The organism is Peribacillus sp. NPDC058002 (genome assembly GCF_042886655.1).
Taxonomy (GTDB): domain Bacteria; phylum Bacillota; class Bacilli; order Bacillales; family DSM-1321; genus Peribacillus; species Peribacillus aracenensis.
In genome coordinates this window covers 1-17,380 of record NZ_JBHVQU010000008.1, presented here as the reverse complement: position 1 = coordinate 17,380, position 17,380 = coordinate 1, and the positions used below count along the sequence as shown (strand labels likewise).

16 protein-coding genes and 1 riboswitch are annotated in these 17,380 nt (G+C 41.7%); of the genes, 7 read left to right on the top strand and 9 right to left on the bottom strand.

The genetic code is table 11. The features are described from left to right. Positions 1 to 6: 6 nt before the first annotated feature. Together ACFVSH_RS03225 and ACFVSH_RS03220 are read right to left on the bottom strand one after the other, a co-directional pair. A complete protein-coding gene (locus ACFVSH_RS03225; RefSeq protein WP_387601681.1) occupies positions 7 to 669 on the bottom strand; it encodes a YcnI family copper-binding membrane protein in 663 nt (220 codons plus the stop codon). Positions 670 to 685: 16 nt separating this feature from the next. Continuing rightward, a complete protein-coding gene (locus tag ACFVSH_RS03220; RefSeq protein WP_387704855.1) occupies positions 686 to 2,320 on the bottom strand; it encodes a copper resistance protein CopC in 1,635 nt (544 codons plus the stop codon). 300 nt (positions 2,321 to 2,620) lie between these two features. Between ACFVSH_RS03220 and ACFVSH_RS03215 the strand changes: the two genes are divergently transcribed. Next, complete coding sequence (locus ACFVSH_RS03215) at positions 2,621 to 3,934, top strand: cadherin-like beta sandwich domain-containing protein (protein WP_387601686.1); 1,314 nt, start codon at positions 2,621 to 2,623, stop codon at positions 3,932 to 3,934. 181 nt (positions 3,935 to 4,115) lie between these two features. On the opposite strand, the gene ACFVSH_RS03210 is transcribed toward ACFVSH_RS03215, so the two are convergent. The 3 genes from ACFVSH_RS03210 to ACFVSH_RS03200 form a co-directional block, all read right to left on the bottom strand. After that, positions 4,116 to 5,747, bottom strand: a complete 1,632-nt coding sequence (locus ACFVSH_RS03210; protein ID WP_387601688.1) for a PAS domain S-box protein — start codon at positions 5,745 to 5,747, stop codon at positions 4,116 to 4,118. Between the two features lie 115 nt (positions 5,748 to 5,862). Beyond that, complete coding sequence (locus ACFVSH_RS03205; protein ID WP_387601691.1) at positions 5,863 to 6,519, bottom strand: TVP38/TMEM64 family protein; 657 nt, start codon at positions 6,517 to 6,519, stop codon at positions 5,863 to 5,865. Between the two features lie 121 nt (positions 6,520 to 6,640). Next, positions 6,641 to 7,126 (bottom strand): QueT transporter family protein, encoded by a 486-nt coding sequence (locus ACFVSH_RS03200; RefSeq protein ID WP_076372803.1) that lies wholly within the window; start codon positions 7,124 to 7,126, stop codon positions 6,641 to 6,643. A 6-nt stretch (positions 7,127 to 7,132) separates the two neighbouring features. Further along, positions 7,133 to 7,177: riboswitch (PreQ1 riboswitch) on the bottom strand. 168 nt (positions 7,178 to 7,345) lie between these two features. On the opposite strand from ACFVSH_RS03200, the gene ACFVSH_RS03195 reads away from it, so the two are divergent. Beyond that, a complete protein-coding gene (locus tag ACFVSH_RS03195) occupies positions 7,346 to 7,867 on the top strand; it encodes a YbaK/EbsC family protein (RefSeq protein WP_387601696.1) in 522 nt (173 codons plus the stop codon). Positions 7,868 to 7,998: 131 nt separating this feature from the next. Further along, entirely contained in the window at positions 7,999 to 8,811 is an 813-nt protein-coding gene (locus ACFVSH_RS03190) for a hypothetical protein (protein ID WP_387601698.1), read from the top strand. A gap of 76 nt (positions 8,812 to 8,887) precedes the next feature. On the opposite strand, the gene ACFVSH_RS03185 is transcribed toward ACFVSH_RS03190, so the two are convergent. Continuing rightward, positions 8,888 to 9,184, bottom strand: coding sequence for a DUF3892 domain-containing protein (locus ACFVSH_RS03185; protein ID WP_076372809.1), 297 nt, complete (start codon positions 9,182 to 9,184; stop codon positions 8,888 to 8,890). 290 nt (positions 9,185 to 9,474) lie between these two features. Between ACFVSH_RS03185 and adhP the strand changes: the two genes are divergently transcribed. Beyond that, positions 9,475 to 10,488, top strand: coding sequence for an alcohol dehydrogenase AdhP (gene adhP / locus ACFVSH_RS03180; protein WP_192208130.1), 1,014 nt, complete (start codon positions 9,475 to 9,477; stop codon positions 10,486 to 10,488). 42 nt (positions 10,489 to 10,530) lie between these two features. Here adhP and ACFVSH_RS03175 read toward each other — a convergent pair whose 3' ends face one another. From ACFVSH_RS03175 to ACFVSH_RS03165, 3 genes are read right to left on the bottom strand one after another with little or no spacing between them, the layout of a single operon-like run. Then, on the bottom strand, positions 10,531 to 11,961 hold the full coding sequence (locus ACFVSH_RS03175; RefSeq protein ID WP_387704852.1) for a sigma-54-dependent transcriptional regulator: 1,431 nt from the start codon (positions 11,959 to 11,961) through the stop codon (positions 10,531 to 10,533). A gap of 4 nt (positions 11,962 to 11,965) precedes the next feature. Continuing rightward, the gene (locus tag ACFVSH_RS03170) at positions 11,966 to 13,582 is read right to left on the bottom strand and encodes a GAF domain-containing sensor histidine kinase (protein ID WP_387704850.1); all 1,617 of its coding nucleotides are present in this window, start codon (positions 13,580 to 13,582) and stop codon (positions 11,966 to 11,968) included. Positions 13,583 to 13,593: 11 nt separating this feature from the next. Next, positions 13,594 to 14,742, bottom strand: coding sequence for an iron-containing alcohol dehydrogenase (locus ACFVSH_RS03165; protein WP_387601706.1), 1,149 nt, complete (start codon positions 14,740 to 14,742; stop codon positions 13,594 to 13,596). 271 nt (positions 14,743 to 15,013) lie between these two features. On the opposite strand from ACFVSH_RS03165, the gene ACFVSH_RS03160 reads away from it, so the two are divergent. The 3 genes from ACFVSH_RS03160 to ACFVSH_RS03150 all read left to right on the top strand — a co-directional run bounded on the left by ACFVSH_RS03160 (position 15,014) and on the right by ACFVSH_RS03150 (position 17,367). After that, complete coding sequence (locus tag ACFVSH_RS03160; RefSeq protein ID WP_387601708.1) at positions 15,014 to 16,417, top strand: M28 family peptidase; 1,404 nt, start codon at positions 15,014 to 15,016, stop codon at positions 16,415 to 16,417. Between the two features lie 234 nt (positions 16,418 to 16,651). After that, complete coding sequence (locus ACFVSH_RS03155; protein WP_387704849.1) at positions 16,652 to 17,077, top strand: YwqH-like family protein; 426 nt, start codon at positions 16,652 to 16,654, stop codon at positions 17,075 to 17,077. Continuing rightward, positions 17,077 to 17,367, top strand: a complete 291-nt coding sequence (locus ACFVSH_RS03150) for a YwqI/YxiC family protein (RefSeq protein WP_192207671.1) — start codon at positions 17,077 to 17,079, stop codon at positions 17,365 to 17,367. Before ACFVSH_RS03155 ends, ACFVSH_RS03150 begins: the two co-directional genes overlap by 1 nt. Positions 17,368 to 17,380: the final 13 nt, after the last annotated feature.

Below are 17,380 nucleotides of genomic sequence, written 5' to 3'. Positions count from 1 at the left end.
TAATGATTATTTTTTAGTTTTCCTTAGAGCTGCAAAAAGTGCTACAATCGACAGGATTAGTGAAATGACAGCCAGAGTGATGAACAGCGTTTGATTGCCATCACCTTCTGTTGTTGCCGAATCCTTTGAATTGTCAGTTGCCGTGGAATCATTAGTTTCAGCCTCATCTTTGTGACCATGGTCCGCTGGTTCTGCATCAGCCTTGGGCGCAACCGTAATCTCCGTTACAGAATGCGGTAGGTCTGAGCCTTCATCACCGCTCCATTCAACAATTTCACCATCTTCGTAATATTGAAATGCATCCCAGGCAACTTTTGTTTCTTCTTTTGGATTTTGTGCTACGAAAGAGAATTGCTGGAATTGTCCAGCAGCTATTCCTTCATCAGTTGCTGTCCAAGTTACCGTTTTTACATGCCCATCTTTGTCACCTTCTGTTGATACTTTCCACCCCGGTACAGGCTGATAGCTTTCAAAAGTAACCCCTTCAGGTACTTTTAAAGTCACCTTTGTAGTGGCAGTTTCTTTCTCTACTGGTACTTTGAGTGTATAAGTTTCCCATGCCTCAGGTGCAGATGAACTAGGCTTGACTGTAACGTGAGCATATGCTGAACCGGAAAAAATGAATAATGCAGCAAATGTGAAAATAAGTAGTTTTGAAATGTTTTTCATTAATATTAACCTCCTGTTATGAATTCCCTATGAAAATTATAAAATCAGCATCAATTGAATCCAGGCTTTCAGTTAATCCGTGAACATGGATATTCCACTTTCCTGGCATGGTTAATAAAGACTTTGATGTAAATGTACCTGTGTTTTTCTCCTTCATTTGCAGTTTTATTTCACCGCGTGGCGTATCTAATGGCTGCATAGTGATTGTAAGCTGCTCTATTTCAGCAATGGGCTTGCCTTCATTGAATAGGTTTACTTGAATCACGTTATCCCCGACTTCATTGAGAGTCACCATTAATGTAACCTCATTATTTTCTTCAGTCCGTAACGTCTTTTCAATGGGCCCGGGAGAAGACATGGCAGTTTGGACATTTGTCAGCAGAGCTGCAATGAGAAGTATGACGATTCCTAAACCAAACTCCATTCCTACACTATAACCAAGTTTTCTCGTTTGCTTTTTCCCTCTGAGAAAATGGAAGCCTCCTAAAACGATCATGACTAACATGAGAATGATTTTCGCCAGTAACAATTGTCCATATGTTGTGTAGAACAATGAATGGATAGTCGGAACATGCTGTAAACTGCTATATATCCCGCTAACAATCAGTATGATTACAAACAGAAATGCCCATCTGGAAAACCTTTGAATGATTGACCAGTAAAATGTTTTCTTATCTTCTTGGACTGCCTGCCGATCAGCAAGACCAGGTAAAATCACCAATATGGCCAAAAGGCCGCCGAGCCATAAAGCCATGGACAACAGATGAAGGAAATCCATCAAAACGGCCAGAACCTGATTAGGAACAGCAGCTGTATGTCCAGTTAAAGCCTTACAAATCATCAAGCTGGCCATTATGATGAAAGAAAAGAAAGGCAATGATTTATTCAGGGAGTTCTCGAGCATGAAATAAATCACTAAAAATAGAAGAAGCAATATTAGAACTTCAATGATCCAGACCGCTCCAAAGTTTGTGGCATTCAATACTTCTTTTATATAAGTCAATTTAAATGCATCCGTCCAACCTACGCCAGCGTCAATCGTAACTTTTAAGGGCAGATTTAAGAAGATGGAAAAGGCTAAACCTGCATATGAAAGCCAAAGGTATAGACGTGTTCTTCTGCTTGCTTCAAAAAGTCGAGGATCCTTCATTAACGATAATCTGAAAAAAAGGATTCCAGTAAGTGCAGCGAAGCATATGTATTGAAGACTTTGAAGGATAACATTGATGGAATTCGGAAAACTTGCATTCACTTCGGGATTTTCTTGGTCTGAAAGGCGCGCTGAATCTCCGAATTGAAAGGGAATTGTTCCTTCAATGGGATGTCCATCACTTGAAACCACTCTCCATTTAATGTAATAAATCCCTTCGTCGATAGTGCCCTTCCACTTAGCTTCCAGTATTTTTTCACTTTGTTCCGAGATTTTACTGTCATGAATTTGAACTTTGTCCCCGCCTTGGCTGAATACCTCAAGCGAATGGAAAGATGGTTGAATATTCTCGCTGAATTGAATGCTGATCTTTTCAGGAAGGGTATCCACCGCTTCATTCGGGCTAGGATTAGAGCTTATTACCGTAGCATGACCAAAAGCCATTGCCGGGTATAAAAGCAAACTGAATAGGCTGACTACCAGCCATAAATATTTTTTCATCTTGGTGTGCCATCATCCTTTCATCAGATCATGTAAGCCCATTATAAAAGGAAAATGTGAAAAAACAGTGAAAATAAATTAGTTATCTAAAGGCAGTTTGAAAGGTTTGCTAGAAAAGTGATAACAATAAGTTTAGATTTGCCTTCCTACCTCCATTATTGCCATAAATATTGGTTTGGAATTCCTTTTTGCAAAACATTAATAGACATCCTGTTGGTATAAACTCCATTAAGAAATAATTAAGGTTCCTTTGATAACCTGACCCTATCATGTTTGCAGGAATTATAGGAGGGATAGGCTTTGCTAAAGAAGGGATTAAAAGAAAAAAGTGTGAAGGTGATCTTGGTTGGTTCCCTTGTGGGGATGGGCACATCCGCTTATATGCCCGTGGCAGGGGCTGCAGAAGACACTTCCGTCATTCAAAAAGAGGAACAAATGGTAAATAGTCTTTCAAAGCTGGAAATAGAGGGTATAGCACTGGAACAAAAATTTTCTGAAGATGTACACGAGTATAGTTCGGCAGTGGGAAATGATGTGGAAAAAATCAACTTACTTGCAGCAAGTCCTAACGAGAATGCAGCCATATACGTGAATGGTGTCAAAATGACAGAGGGGAAGGTGAAGGACTTACAGCTTCAAACTGGCATGAATACGTTTGAAATCACCGTCAGTGATGGGCAAAATGAAACGGTTGCCTATACGCTCAAGGTTGAAAGACTTGAAAGTGATGATAACCTTTTAACATCAATTGGATTATCAGAAGGCTTAATAACATTCGATTCTAAAGTGACAGCTTATAACGCTTCTGTCGAAAATGAAGTCCAGTCCATTACGGTAACTCCGACATTGAGTGACAGTACCGCAATTGTAAAGGTGAATGGAAAGGATGCAACCAATTCAGGTGTAAAGGTTACCCTTCCAATCGGTAAGACAAAGGTGAAGATTATCGTTACGGCAGAAAATGGAGATGAAAAAACCTATACGCTTACGATTACACGGGCGGCAGCCAAGGAAAAAGAAGAATCGAAAACTGCACCTAAAGCGGGTGAAGTTCAACAGGAGCCCTCAATAGGAACGGGTAAAACTCAACCATCCTCCGATAAGGGAAATAAATCATCTTTAACATCAACGGAATCCACCAATAATCTAAAACCAAGCAGTGGTGTCAGCCAAGCACAGCAACTTGAAAGCATTTCAACAGAAAAAGCGAAAACGGATTCTATAGAGAAGGGAACGTCAGCAGATGCCTTAGGTGATGAGGGCAATAATGCACCAGTGTTAACCAATCTGACTGTATCATCAGGAGTATGGAACAAAGCTTTTGAATCTAATGAGCATACCTATCATATCGAGGTCGATCATGATATTTCTTCAGTCGAAATGAATGCAACGACAAATGCCAGCGGAGCAACGATTGAATATGATGGTGAGAGCAGAAAAAAAGTGAAGATCAAGGATAAAGCGAAAACAGCCATTTCCGTTACCGTTTCAAAGGATGGGGAGCGCCGTACTTACGTCCTTGTTTTCGAAAAGGATATGGATGTGGAAATGGATGAGGAAGAAACCGTGGATGATGTCATAACAAAAGGGTGGGAGTTGAGGCAACGCAGATGAGTACAGCCGGCAAGTCGGAGGGAGATACATACAATAATACTGGAGGCCAAATTGATCGCAAACAACCTGGTGGGACCGGGTCATTCTTTGGGAATATTAAGGATTTCTTCACCTCCTTGATTAAATAGGGATGGGTCTGAATCCTGCAAAAAAAGGACAAGGTTTAGGCTTGTCCTCGGATTTATATTTTTATGGGCAAAATGATTTGGACCTCGGTTCCATGGTTTAGTTCGCTGTTAAAGTGGACCTTTCCCCGATGCGCCTCAATGATTCGGCAACTGACTGTCAGTCCTAATCCGGTTCCTTTTTCTTTAGAAGAATAGAAAGGTTCGCCAAGATGCTTTATCCGTTTTTTTTCAATTCCGCTTCCATTATCTTTGATGGTAATGGAAAGGTTATTGTCGATGCGTTCAAAATCAATCCAAATGTGATCAGCGGATGCCTCCATTGAATTCTTGAGCATGTTTATGAATACTTGTTTTAATTGGTTTCCCTCACATAATAGAAGCGGTATTTCGTTTTTAACAGATATTGATATTTGGGTGGGGTACGAGTCCGCCTCTGGTTTCAACAAGGTTTTGACATCATTCATCAGGTCGATGATTTGATGTTTGCTGAATGGAAGTTCCTGTGGTTTTGCCAGAACGAGTAACTCGCTTACAATAAGATTGATCCGGTCCAATTCACTTAACATGATCGTGTAGTATTGTTCATAGGGATGGTCGCTCTTTTTAAGCAGCTGGACGAAACCTTTTAAAGAAGTCAGCGGGTTTCGTACCTCGTGAGCCACACTTGCGGCAAGTTCGCCGACTATCGATAATTTTTCAGTTCTTCTTAAGCGTGCTTCGGTTTCCCGAATTTGAGTGACTTCTTTAGCATAAGTAATGATTCCTACTAAATCCTCTCCAACCATCATCGGGACAAACGAACAAGAAAGTAAGATGGACTTCCCGTACTTCGTCAGGAATTCTATATCTTTCCCTTTTTTTATCCCCTTTTGGTTTTCCAGGACATATTGGCAAGATGTACGGATCAATTCCGCGTCTTCTGCTGAGAAGTTCAAATTAATGAATGAGGCTCCATGTATTTCTTCCTGTTGAAAGCCTGTTACCGTTTCAAACCTTGGATTAACGGTCGTGATCATTCCGTTTAAATCAAGCATCAGCATCGGATAAGGGTTGTGTTCAAACAATGATTTATAGCGTTGTTCACTATCGAATAATTGATTCTCCGCGACTACTCTTTCAGAAATATCCCTGCCGATGACGACTAAGCCTTTTCGTGAACCATCCTCATTGAACAGAGGAACCTTGATCGTATCAAAGGTCTTGTGATTGCCATCGGGAAGAGGGACGATTTCCTCACACCTTGTGATTTCTCCTTTTACCCAAGTTTCTTCATCGGATACTTCACAGTAGATCAACGACTCTTTATAAAATTCTGAGTATTCCGCGAGCTCGCTGTCTCTTTTTCCCTTATAGTCCACATGCTCCAATTGAAATAATTGCAGGCCGAAGGTATTGGATTCAAGCCAACGGCCATCACCATCCTTAAAGTTAACGAAATCCACCATTGAATTGATGAGTGTACGCCGACGTTGCTCAGCTTCTTTTAATTGCTTGAATTCTTCCCTTTTAGCTAAATAAAGATATAAAACCAAGCCTATTGATAAAAGGAAAACAAATCCTTCCGCTCTTTGAAGTTGAATGAAGACCTCTTTGTTTTGGATATTTGTAGTTAAAAAATAGTCGAACACGACTAGTGTTAGAATCCCGGATAGGATATATATTGCTAAAATGGAGCGTTTGGACATGGAGATTCTCCCTGATTTTAAGACATTTCTAAGGTAAAATTACATACACATTTTAACAAACTATCGGAAAAAAATATATGCAGATTCCTAAATAAAAAAACAGGGGCCAAAGTGGTCACCTGTTTTTTCTGAAAAAGGTTTGTTTCCTTTTCTTTTTTGCACGCTTATAGATAATGAAAAATAGTAAGAGGACGAGTGCGAGTGCTGCTAGCGTATATTGGTTCATTTCAACAGATAATAGTCCATATGGAATGAGCGAAAGGAAGAAAAAGTAAATAAGGTTGCCAAGTGCCGTCGCTAATAAAAAATCCTTGAAAGTGACGGTGCTGACACCAGCTACCAAGTTAATTAAGCTTGTTGGGATCAGAGGGAAAATCCTGCCTGTAAAAACGTACATGAAGCCATGCTCCACAACGGTTTCTTGCCATTTTTCGCTAATTTTCTTTATGAGAAGTTCCTGAAACCAGTTTCTTGCTGCATAAAAAATGAAACCTGAGGCAACAACGCTTGTAAACCAACTCCATAGATATCCATATATGAATCCGAATATCGCGACATTGATGGTCAGGAGCAAAATTAAGGGGATGATTGTAAAAGAATTTTGTACAAACATCAATACGAATGTCACAATAAATGTAAGCAAAAGGTTTTCCTTCAAAATCCCAATAACAGAATCCAGATCACTTTTCCAAACCAAAGTGAATAACTCTGCATTATAGAAAATAAATATTGCGATTACCAATAGACCGATTATGGTCAGGATTTTTTTCAAAGGGCCACCACCATTCTTACTAGTAGTTTATCATTTTCGAGTTCATTGGTGAAAAAAGAGCTGCCGCATCATTGCAGACAGCTCTTTTCCATTATAGTGGGTTCCCGACACGAAGATTCCATTAAAGCCACTTTTCAAACTGAATTCTTTTGTTCATTCCATAAATGATTGGCGCTCCAATCAAGAGGACAACGAATTCACCGACAGCCGTGGTCATCCAGCTTAACCAGAATGGGAAGCCCAGGGCAAGATTCAGCTCAATTGCAATTAAAAACATTGTGAACGTGAAAAAGATAATCGTGGCGATCATCCGTCCTTTAATGCCTTTTATGAACCGAGAAACAAAAATGACAAGCAATAAGGCGAGCAGAGATTGCCCCACCCCGAAAATCAAGTCATATGGCACCATCGGCGAAAAGAGCAGATTCGATATGAAGACTCCGCCGACGATACCGTAGATATACTTTTTATTGAATACAATCAGATGATTCAATATTTCCGGTACACGAAATTGGAACATCTGAAATGAAATTGGTTGGAATACCAATGAGACCGCCACATACAAGGCAGCCAATAACCCGCTTATTACGAGTGTACGAACATTCATTTTACTCTCTCCCTAGTTTTTTATCGTGGGATGGTTACGAACCACGTTTAGGCGTTTGCCCGATGTTTAATAGTATCCCATGTAAGCTTGTTTCGTCAATTTGTAAAGAATGGTTTTAATTTATAAGTTTCCAAGCAGGGGAAGTGGCTCAAGGATTTTGATTTATTGCAATGATGGATGATATTATTTCAATATGTACTTCAAAGGAGTGAATATAGGATGTCGATCGAAAGTGTCAAAAGCCATTTTAAACAATGGGACCGGGAAGGCGATGTAATGGAGTTCGAAACATCGAGTGCTACAGTGATTGAAGCAGCGGAAACCATCGGTGTTATCCCAGCGCGGATTGCTAAGACTCTTTCCTTTAAGGGAGAAGGTGAAAAAGCCATTTTGGTTGTTGCCGCAGGGGACTCGAAAGTGGATAATAAGAAATTTCGTCAGACGTTCGGTTTCAAAGCACGTATGCTTTCACCTGAAGAAGTGCTTGCACAGACCGGCCATGCCATCGGAGGGGTTTGCCCGTTTGGTTTGGCAAATGATCTAGCTGTTTTTCTTGATGTATCGATGAAACGCTTTGATACATTGTTCCCGGCATGCGGCAGTGCGAACTCTGCAATAGAACTTAAACTCGCTGAGTTGTTTGAATATTCAGGTGCTAAGGATTGGGTGGATGTATGCAAAGGTTGGGAAGAGAAGGGAAATGAGGAAACGCCGATAGGCAATGCAGTTAATGGCCTTTGATGGTTTCAAAAAATCCACATGAATGGTATTGAGTCCACTACGGTGGACTTTATTTTAGTGGCGGCCGCATACATTTTCTATGGTTTAAGCGGAAAATCGGGCGGAAAGTGTTCCTGAGCGGAGGTTGAAAGATGTTAAATGAAAGCAAAAGAAAAAGCAATAACAGCTATCTTAGTCTTAAAACTCTTTATGAAGAGAATATAACGGTTAAGAGCATTGCCCAGGAGCTTGAGTTTTGCCATAAAAACGATCTGGCGGTGGATATCCAGAAAGCATTGGAAAAAAAGAACTTTGATATATTGGCAGTGCAAGATCAGGGGGAAATCATCGGGTATATCGAAAGGGAAGAACTCGGTGATGGAAGCATTTCTGAATATTTGAGAAACTTTTCACCAAGGGAAATGGTTTCGGATTCAACCCCTTTGATCCAGCTTCTCCAGATTTTTAAGAATAAAACAAGGGTGTTCGTATTAGAGAATAATTCGATTAAAAAGTTGATTACCCATGCCGACCTTCAAAAGCCTCCGATCAGGATGCTGATATTCGGATACATTACTTTATTGGAAATGAGGATGAGCGATATCATCCAGGATAGATTCGGCGATGGCAGCTGGTATCCAATGATCAGCGAAGACCGTTTAGAAAAGGCAACCGAATTATATAGAAGGAGAATCGATAAAAACGAGGATATCAATATAATCGAGTGCCTGCAAATCAGTGATAAATTCGATATCATACATAAAGATAAAGATTTGAGGCGCTTCTTCCAAATCCCTTCGAAAAGTAAAGGGAAGAAGGATGCAAATGCCATCCGGAAATTACGGGATAAGATTTCCCATGCTAATGAATTGGGTCTGGACATGTCATGGATGGAAATCATCGAGGTTGTCGAGTCCTGTGGCCGACTGCTCGAAATCTCTGAATCCTATCAGTATGAAAAATAAGGATCCAGCTGATCATGCTGGTTCTTTTTTAGCGCATCCAAATAGAAAAAACTGCCCATATCAGGCAGTCTCCCCCTTAAAACTCCGGCAGTTGATCCAGATTATTTTCTTTTATCCCATCGGGCTCACTCCGCAATATGTCACGTCCATATTTATGAAAGACGTCAACATTGGCCAGGTTGCCTGCTTTGGCTTCCGAAAGGGCTGTGGGGTAGTCGAGTTCGCGGCCGGAGTTCGTCTTGATGGCGATAATATTGTCCTCTTCATTTTTCCTTACAGCGATGATTTCTTCTTTTCCTGCTGAATCAGCTTGGTTTGCTTGCGGTGTTCCCTGCTGTTTATATGATTCATAGGCTTTTTCAAATTGGTCCATGTTTTAGACACCTCCTATATATAGGGTGAGCCATTTTTTCTGCAATATACAAACCGGATTTCGTCCAACTTGAGCCGTTAATTCGTCCAAATGGGCCGATTTTTCGGCACTTTATTAAAGTGAATGCTGTCTTTTTTGCTTTTTTTCAGTGGCATGGCACTTGCATCTTGTGTAAGTAGCAGGTGTAAGTAGTAGCAAGAAATAATATCCACTGGATTAAGGGAGGAAAATGAATCATGAATGTAAAACAAGGGGCAAGCACTGTAAATGAAAAACAAAAGGTCAAGACAATGAAAGCGGCGGTCGTCAATGAATTTAACCAAAAACTTGAGATTAAAGAAGTTCCCATCCCCGAGTTGGAATATGGTGAGATATTAGTGAAAATTAAAGCCTGTGGCGTATGTCATACCGATTTGCATGCAGTACATGGTGATTGGCCGGTAAAACCCAAGCTTCCGCTTATCCCCGGACATGAGGGTGTGGGCATTATAGAAAAGGTGGCAGAAGGCGTAACTTCCTTGAAAGTAGGTGACCGTGTTGGGATCCCATGGCTTTATTCGGCCTGTGGCGATTGTGAATATTGTCTGACCGGAAGGGAAACGCTTTGCTTGGATCAATTGAATGCAGGCTATTCGGTGGACGGAGGGTATGCGGAATATTGTAAAGCACCCGCCAAATATGTGGTGAAGGTTCCAGAAGGGCTTGACTTTGCGGAGATTTCACCAATTTTCTGTGCAGGTGTTACGACTTATAAAGCGCTAAAGGTGTCAGAAGCAAAACCAGGCGATTGGGTTGCGGTTTATGGAATTGGCGGATTGGGACATGTTGCCCTGCAATATGCAAAAGCGATGGGCTTTAATGTAATTGCTGTCGATATTCAAGATGATAAGCTGGATCTGGCAACTGAACTTGGGGCGGATTATACGGTTAATGGGCTTAAGACCGATCCTGTTCAGGCTATAAAGGATAAAGTTGGCGGTGTGCAGGCATCCATTTCTGTAGCGGTTACGAAAAAAGCTTTCGAACAGGCTTACAGTTCAGTCAAGAGGGGCGGGACACTTGTCGTAGTCGGATTGCCGAATGATGAACTCCCAATCCCGATTTTTGATACAGTGCTAAATGGGGTAACTGTAAAAGGGTCAATCGTCGGCACGAGAAAAGATTTACAGGAAGCCGTTCAATTTGCTGCTGAGGGTAAAGTCAGAACGAATATAGAGACGAGGAAACTTGATGAAATAAATGATGTGTTTTCAATGATGGAAAAGGGGGAAATCAACGGACGCATCGTATTGACGCTAGAATAGGAACAGAGGAGGATGTCATGGAACGGGGCATCCTCCTTTTTATTATGTCTGGTTCTTCTCATTTAATATATAACGTAATTTCCGTATGGATATCTGCAAGCGTTTGGCTGCCTCATTCCGGTTGCCGTAAGTTTTTTGCAGTGCCTGCATGACGAGTTCCTTTCCAATTGTAGATTGAAGCTGTTTGATTTCCGTAAGTATTTCTTCAAGCATCAGTTCATCCTTTTCATTAAAGTCGGCCACTAGCCTTTTTCGCCATTCTTCAAGAAGGTTTTCAGTTGACTGAGTCCCATTAGTGGACACGTTTTTGTCAGGCGTGATCTGGCTGTTAGTGAGAGAGATATCATTGGCGGATATTACCGACTTATGGTCTGCAAGAGTTAATGTGCGCATGACCACATTAGATAGTTCGCGTATGTTGCCTGGCCAGTTGTATTGCTGTAATTTTTCGATGGCCTCATTGGAAAAAGAGATATCTCCATGACCATTCCTCTCAATCAAGTGACGGACAAGCAAGGGAATATCCTCTTTTCGATTCCTTAAAGGCGGGATATCGAGAGTCACGACATTCAGCCGGTAAAATAGGTCTTCCCGGAATTTATTTTTGTCCACTGCCTGCTGTAGGTTTTCATTGGAGGCTGCCACTAACCGGGCGTTCGTCCGTAATGCCCCGCTGCTGCCAACCCGCATGAATTCCCTCGTTTCCAAAACTCGAAGCAATTTGACCTGAATGGCGGGACTCGCATCCGCAATTTCATCAAGAAAAAGCGTCCCGTTCCCGGCAATTTCGAAAAAACCCTTTCGCAGCTGGGTCGCTCCGGTGAAAGCGCCCTTTTCATGACCAAATAATTCGCTCTCAAGCAGGGATTCAGAGATCGCTCCACAATTGATGCCGATAAAAGGTTCATGGTTTCGGGGGCTGGCAATGTGAATGAAGCGTGAAAGCACTTCTTTACCGCTTCCGGTTTCTCCTTCGATTAATACATTGACGGATTTTTGGGCGACCTTGAAAGCCGTTTCAATCAAATTCTTCATTAAAGGACTTTCGCCGACGATGAATCCTGAATCCTCTGCCAGTTTATGGATGAAATGCTGATTCAAATCTTCATTTTCATTTAAAAGGTTGTCAATCTGCCTTTCCAGTACTTCAATATCCACAAAGGGTTTTTCCATATAATCACTCGCGCCAAGTTTCATTGCATCAACAGCGGTCTTGACGGTGCTGTATCCGGTCATGATCAGTACCTTGCAACGCGGCTGCAGCTGTTTTAAATGCTGCAGGAGGGAAAGTCCATCACAATCCGGAAGTTTCAGGTCTATCATTGCGACATCAAAACGCTGCTGATTCCAATCCATTTCATGAAAATCCTTCCCACTATTCACAACTTGTACGAGATAACCTTTCATCGTAAAAAGGCGGGAAAGAAAAGTCCCAACCTCTTTCTCATCGTCTACCACAAGTAAATGAACCACATTATCATCCCCTTTCCTCTTCTGCTTGTAAGGGAAGCCTCAGGAAAAAAGTGCTTCCTTGTCCTGGTGTGCTCAAAACGTTGATATTCCCACCATGGTCTTTGGCGATGCCAAGGCTTACAGACAGCCCCAAACCGGTACCTTTTTCACGGTCTTTAGTCGTATGGAAGGGATGGAATATGAAGGGCAGGCGTTCTTTTTCAATCCCGGTTCCGTTATCAGTCACCCGAACCACCATGAACTTGTTATCTGTATAGGTAGTGATCGCAATCAATTTTTCCGTTTGGGCGGACTCATCCAATGCGTCCTTGGCATTCAATAGCAAGTTGATGATGATCTGTTCTATCTGCGGCTGGCTGCCCTTTATGTAAGGAAGGTCTTCCTGAAGGGTAAGATGGAGGGATATCTGCTTCTTCCCAAGTTGGAACTTCAAAAGGTTCAAAACCTGGTTAATGGCTTCGTTAATAGAGTAATAGTGGAATCTATACTCATCTTGCCTTGAAAAGGTAAGCAGGCTTTTCACTATTTGCCTGCATCGATCTCCGCAAACCTTAATATCGTTTAACAGCATATGATCCAGATTATCCTGTGGGGTTTTACGTAATAAAATTTGCGAGTTACCAAGAATGGCCGTTAATGGGCTATTCAATTCATGGGCAATCCCAGCTGCCATTTCACCGATCGCCCCAAGTTTACCGGCGTGTAATAGCTGGACTTCCATCTGTCTTCTTTCGGTGACATTTTTATAATAAGCAATGACCCCATATACTTGATGTTCCTTATTCTGAATCGGGTAGGCATGCATTTCCAGGATGGTATCATGCTGAAGGAGAATTTCCTGAAACCCTGGCTTATTACATGAAAAGGTATCTTGAATCAGATTTTGGGATTTATCAATTAAAGGAATCTGGTCGGAAAAGCCCCTGGCTGAATCATTGGATTGATAGACCGCTCCTTTCTGATCAAAGACGATGATCATGTCTTCGACTGCTTTGAATGTATCCTCCCACTCCTGTTTGGAATGAAGAACTTCCTTATAAAGCTGGGCATTCTCCAAAGTTAACGCAAGCTGATTGGATAGTTGTTCAAGAAATTCGAGTTCATCTTTATGCCATGTTTTCTTTTTCTTCCTGCCAAAAGTCCAAATTCCGATTTTTTTACTTTTTCCGTATAAAGGGACCAATAGAAGTGATTCGATCTCAAGGGATAATAGACGTTCCTTTTCTCGGAAGTCCGGTAACTGTTTAACTTCCACCTCAATGGGCTGTTTTTCTTTCAAGGCAGACGAGAAATCCTGAAAAGGGTGTAACAAATTTTTGGCATCCATTTCAAGTTCACAGTGACCATTAGGGCAGATATGAAGAAGGGCAGGTTCTTCCTCATACAATATGACAAAATGACTGTCATCGAAGGTAATGAGCTGCTTAAGTTTTGTGATAACATTTCGGAGAATCTCGTGGATGTCGATGTCCATATTCATATTTTTAGTGATGTCATTCATGATTTCAAGCTGCATATTCTTCTTCTTCAGCTGATCCACTGTTTTCTTAAGTTCCGTGTAATACGTTTTCTTTGAAGATTTAACACCTGTCATTAAGTCTATCAATTCAATTTTGTTCATGCTTTCACCTCTTAAAGGGCTGTAAGAAGCAGCTGATTAATCTGTTCTAATGACATATCACGAGGATTGGTGATCATGCAGGCATCCTCAAGAGCGGTCATCCCTATGGGGTCTATCATTTCTTTCGTAATGCCGACATCACTTAAACTCTTGGGAGCCCCTATATCCTGGGATAATTCCCTTACGAAGTGTATGGCTGCCATTCCTGCTTGCTGCTCGGTCAATGTCCGTGTATCGATGCCCATGATGTCTGCAATCTCGCTGAATCGCCTTGGTGAGGAAATTCGATTGAAATCCATGACATGGGGAAGGAGTATCGCATTGATTTCACCATGCGGAAGGAGGTATTTGCCGCCTAAGGCATGTGAAATGGCATGGGCGGCTCCCAAAATGGCGTTGGAAAAAGCCAGTCCAGCCTGAAGGCTTGCCATCGCCATCGCTTTTTTTGCTTCCTCATTATGCCTGGATGCAACAGAGGGGCGTAAGTGGCGGGAAACGATGGAAAGCGCGTTTTTGGCTTGTACATCTGTCAAAGGCGTCGCTGCGATTGAAACATAGGATTCAATGGCGTGGGTTAAAACATCCATTCCCGTAGCTGCGGTCAAATCCGGTCCCAAGGTGGTTAAGGTACCAGGGTCGACTATTGCAATATCGGGGACGAGTGATTTTGAAATGATTGTCATTTTTTTCTCGCGGAATGAATCGACGATCACCGAAAACTGAGATACTTCCGAACCCGATCCTGCAGTGGTCATGATCATCACCATGGGCGGGAGGGGTGAGTGGACTTTATCAACACCTTCATAATCACTGATGATGCCGCCATTCGTTACTAAAAGGGCTACCCCTTTGGCGACATCCAAAGCACTGCCTCCTCCCAAACCAATGATGGCATCACATTCTTGTTCTTTAAATGCCAAACAGCCGGCCTCGATCTCCCTATCCTTCGGATTGGTCGTCATTTCAATGAAGGTAGCAAAAGCAAGGCCTGCATCTTGGCAGGATGTAATGACTATATCTAACCAGCCAGCATTGGCCACCCCTGAGTCGCTGACTATCAAGGCCTTTTTGGCACCCAAACGCAAGCAGGCCTCGCCAGCTTGTTCAATTGAACCTTTTCCAAAAATCACTTCCGGCATCACGAATTTAGTTATCGACATCTTTGCTCCTTCTCCCTGTAAAAATTCTATCTCTTCTGTATTATTTTCCCGAAAAAGAGCGAAAATCCTGTTTGGGTTTCAGGTATTTTTATATAATCTGACAAAATATCGAATGAAAAGGAACTTTTGGCATGGGTCAAACATCCTGTTAATTCCTTTGATTTGTAAATTTGTTACTTTAGACATGCATGAATAGGGATAAACCTACCTAGTTAGTATTTTCTATATATTGTAAAATAATGGTGAAATCTATTAAACTGGGAGGCAATCTATGAAAAAACAATTTCTATCGGTAACCTTAATCGCAGCATTGACACTCGGGACAGCCGGGACAACTACCGCTTTAGCAACGCCACATCCATCGCCGGTGCTATCTGCTACATCCACGGACAAGCAAATCATCAAAAAAATCGATGCCGATCGAATCTACAAGAATATTGAATACCTCTCACAAACACCTCGGGTCGCCGGTACCGATTCTGAGTATAAAGCTGTCCAATTCATCAAAAAGCAATTCAAATCTTATGGCTATAATGCCGATATCGAAGAGTTCAATTTTTTAGCTTATACAGACCCAAATCTGGTCGAACTTTCCGTTGCCGGATTTGATGGGGGAATCCAAGCGAACCATTTAACCTATTCTGTTAATGGGGACCTATCCGGTGAATTGGTATATGCCGGTTTAGGAACGAAAGAAGAGTTGGAGGAAACCGACGTTTCAGGGAAGATTGCCCTTATACAAAGAGGGAGCCTCACTTTTGCAGAGAAAGTATTGAATGCAGCAGAAAAAGGGGCAGCGGGAGTCATCCTATTCAATAATGCAGATGGGGAATTAAACGGGACACTCGGAGAGGATAATGACAAGTATATTCCATCTGTCACGATAACCAAAAAGGATGGAGAAACCCTGCTTGAAAAATTGAATGCCGGAGTTAAATTGACAGCATCATTAAAAATCGAAGGAGCTTATTCCGGAGAAAAAACCTCTTATAATGTAGTGGCAACGAAAAAAGCAACAAAGAACCATAAAGCAAAAAAGAGCGATATCATTTATATTACTGGACATCATGATTCTGTCGCGGGGGCACCCGGCGCGAATGATGATGCATCAGGAACATCCGTCACCCTTGAACTTGCACGTGTTCTGAAGAATCTTCCTACAGATACGGAAATTCGCTTCGTCACCTTTGGGGCCGAGGAAAATGGATTGCTAGGTTCACGGCATTATGTGAACAATCTCCCTGATGATGATATCAAGCGAACCATTGCCAACTTCAATCTGGATATGGTGGGAAGCAGGGATGCCGGGGATTTGGTCATTTTGACTAATGATGGAGAAATGAACCTTGTAACCGATCTGGCCCAGGCATCAAGTACAAGACTGAATGGAGAGCCGACTCCATATGGACAAGGCGGGCGAAGTGACCATGTATCGTTTGCTGAAGCCGGGATTCCCGCTGCTTTATTCATCCACAGTCCATCAGAACCATGGTATCATACTCCTGATGATACCATTGATAAAATCTCAAAAGAAAAGCTTCAAGATGTTGCTGAAATTGTCGGCACCGCTGTCTATGACCAAGCTAAAATCGAAGCTGAAAAACCTGATCTCAATCATAAAAAAGGGAAAAAGGTGAAAGTTCCGCAATTATTTGACGAAAAGGAATTCAAATAATGCAGTAAATATTTAGAGGGTGCAGCCTGCACTCTCTTTTTATATTTAAAAATGGAAAACAGGGGTAAAAGGTCTAATCTGGAAATGGTGTCTATGGGAGAGATTTCCTAAATACCTAGCATAAATAGCTTATTTATCCCTATTTAACTCTAAGACTATAATCCTTATAATGGAAAATATGAAAAATATGACAGTCTACATAATGAGAATAGTATGTTTGAGGTGATTTTTTTAGTGTATGCAAATTCATTGAGTGAAATTCACTCTGCCCTCTCCAGTAAAATGTCCGATGTGAATGAAGATATCAATCGTTTGGAGCAGGCAAAAAGACAAATCAAAGAAGAACAGAATGCTTGTCTGGGGGAAATTGCTAAAATTAAAAATCCGGATTTGGGTAAAAGCTGGACGGGAAACCGTGCAGAAGACTTTCAAGATGCCCGCATTGATGCATACAAGGCAATGTCAACGATCATTCATGATGATTATGACCACTATCAAGAGAAAATCGCCGGTAAAATCATGATGCTTAATATAGAAAAAAAGGCTCTGAGTGCAGCAAGCACCATAGCCCATGAAGCCGATGTACTTTTAGATAAAGGGGAAGCCGTCATAGGTCAATTGGAAAGTAAAATATCATATTTAAAAGGGTGGTTGTTTTAATGACGACAATCAAACTGAATCATCCTGCCGTAACGAAGCAAGTCGATCAGGTGAAGACAGCACTTGGAACAGTCACGCTTGGAAATTTGCCGGCAGGCGAACTTGGCAGCAATAAATTGGAATTCACCTCGAAATGGATTGACCGGGAAACGAACCTGGAGAAGGTCTTCGAGCAATATATCAAAATCGTCCAGAAAAATGTGGAAGATACCCGTGCCAACATTGACTTATTAAAAGAACAGGATGAAGCCATTGCCCATGTGTCTTCACATGGGTATCCTACGCGATGAAAATATATGAAGC

Coding starts and splice junctions, on each gene's coding strand:
- ACFVSH_RS03225 (WP_387601681.1), bottom strand. CDS start 669: ATGAAAAACATTTCAAAACTACTTATTTTCACATTTGCTGCATTATTC.
- ACFVSH_RS03220 (WP_387704855.1), bottom strand. CDS start 2,320: ATGAAAAAATATTTATGGCTGGTAGTCAGCCTATTCAGTTTGCTTTTA.
- ACFVSH_RS03210 (WP_387601688.1), bottom strand. CDS start 5,747: ATGTCCAAACGCTCCATTTTAGCAATATATATCCTATCCGGGATTCTA.
- ACFVSH_RS03200 (WP_076372803.1), bottom strand. CDS start 7,126: ATGAATGTTCGTACACTCGTAATAAGCGGGTTATTGGCTGCCTTGTAT.
- ACFVSH_RS03195 (WP_387601696.1), top strand. CDS start 7,346: ATGTCGATCGAAAGTGTCAAAAGCCATTTTAAACAATGGGACCGGGAA.
- ACFVSH_RS03190 (WP_387601698.1), top strand. CDS start 7,999: ATGTTAAATGAAAGCAAAAGAAAAAGCAATAACAGCTATCTTAGTCTT.
- ACFVSH_RS03185 (WP_076372809.1), bottom strand. CDS start 9,184: ATGGACCAATTTGAAAAAGCCTATGAATCATATAAACAGCAGGGAACA.
- adhP (WP_192208130.1), top strand. CDS start 9,475: ATGAAAGCGGCGGTCGTCAATGAATTTAACCAAAAACTTGAGATTAAA.
- ACFVSH_RS03170 (WP_387704850.1), bottom strand. CDS start 13,582: ATGAACAAAATTGAATTGATAGACTTAATGACAGGTGTTAAATCTTCA.
- ACFVSH_RS03165 (WP_387601706.1), bottom strand. CDS start 14,742: ATGTCGATAACTAAATTCGTGATGCCGGAAGTGATTTTTGGAAAAGGT.
- ACFVSH_RS03160 (WP_387601708.1), top strand. CDS start 15,014: ATGAAAAAACAATTTCTATCGGTAACCTTAATCGCAGCATTGACACTC.
- ACFVSH_RS03150 (WP_192207671.1), top strand. CDS start 17,077: ATGACGACAATCAAACTGAATCATCCTGCCGTAACGAAGCAAGTCGAT.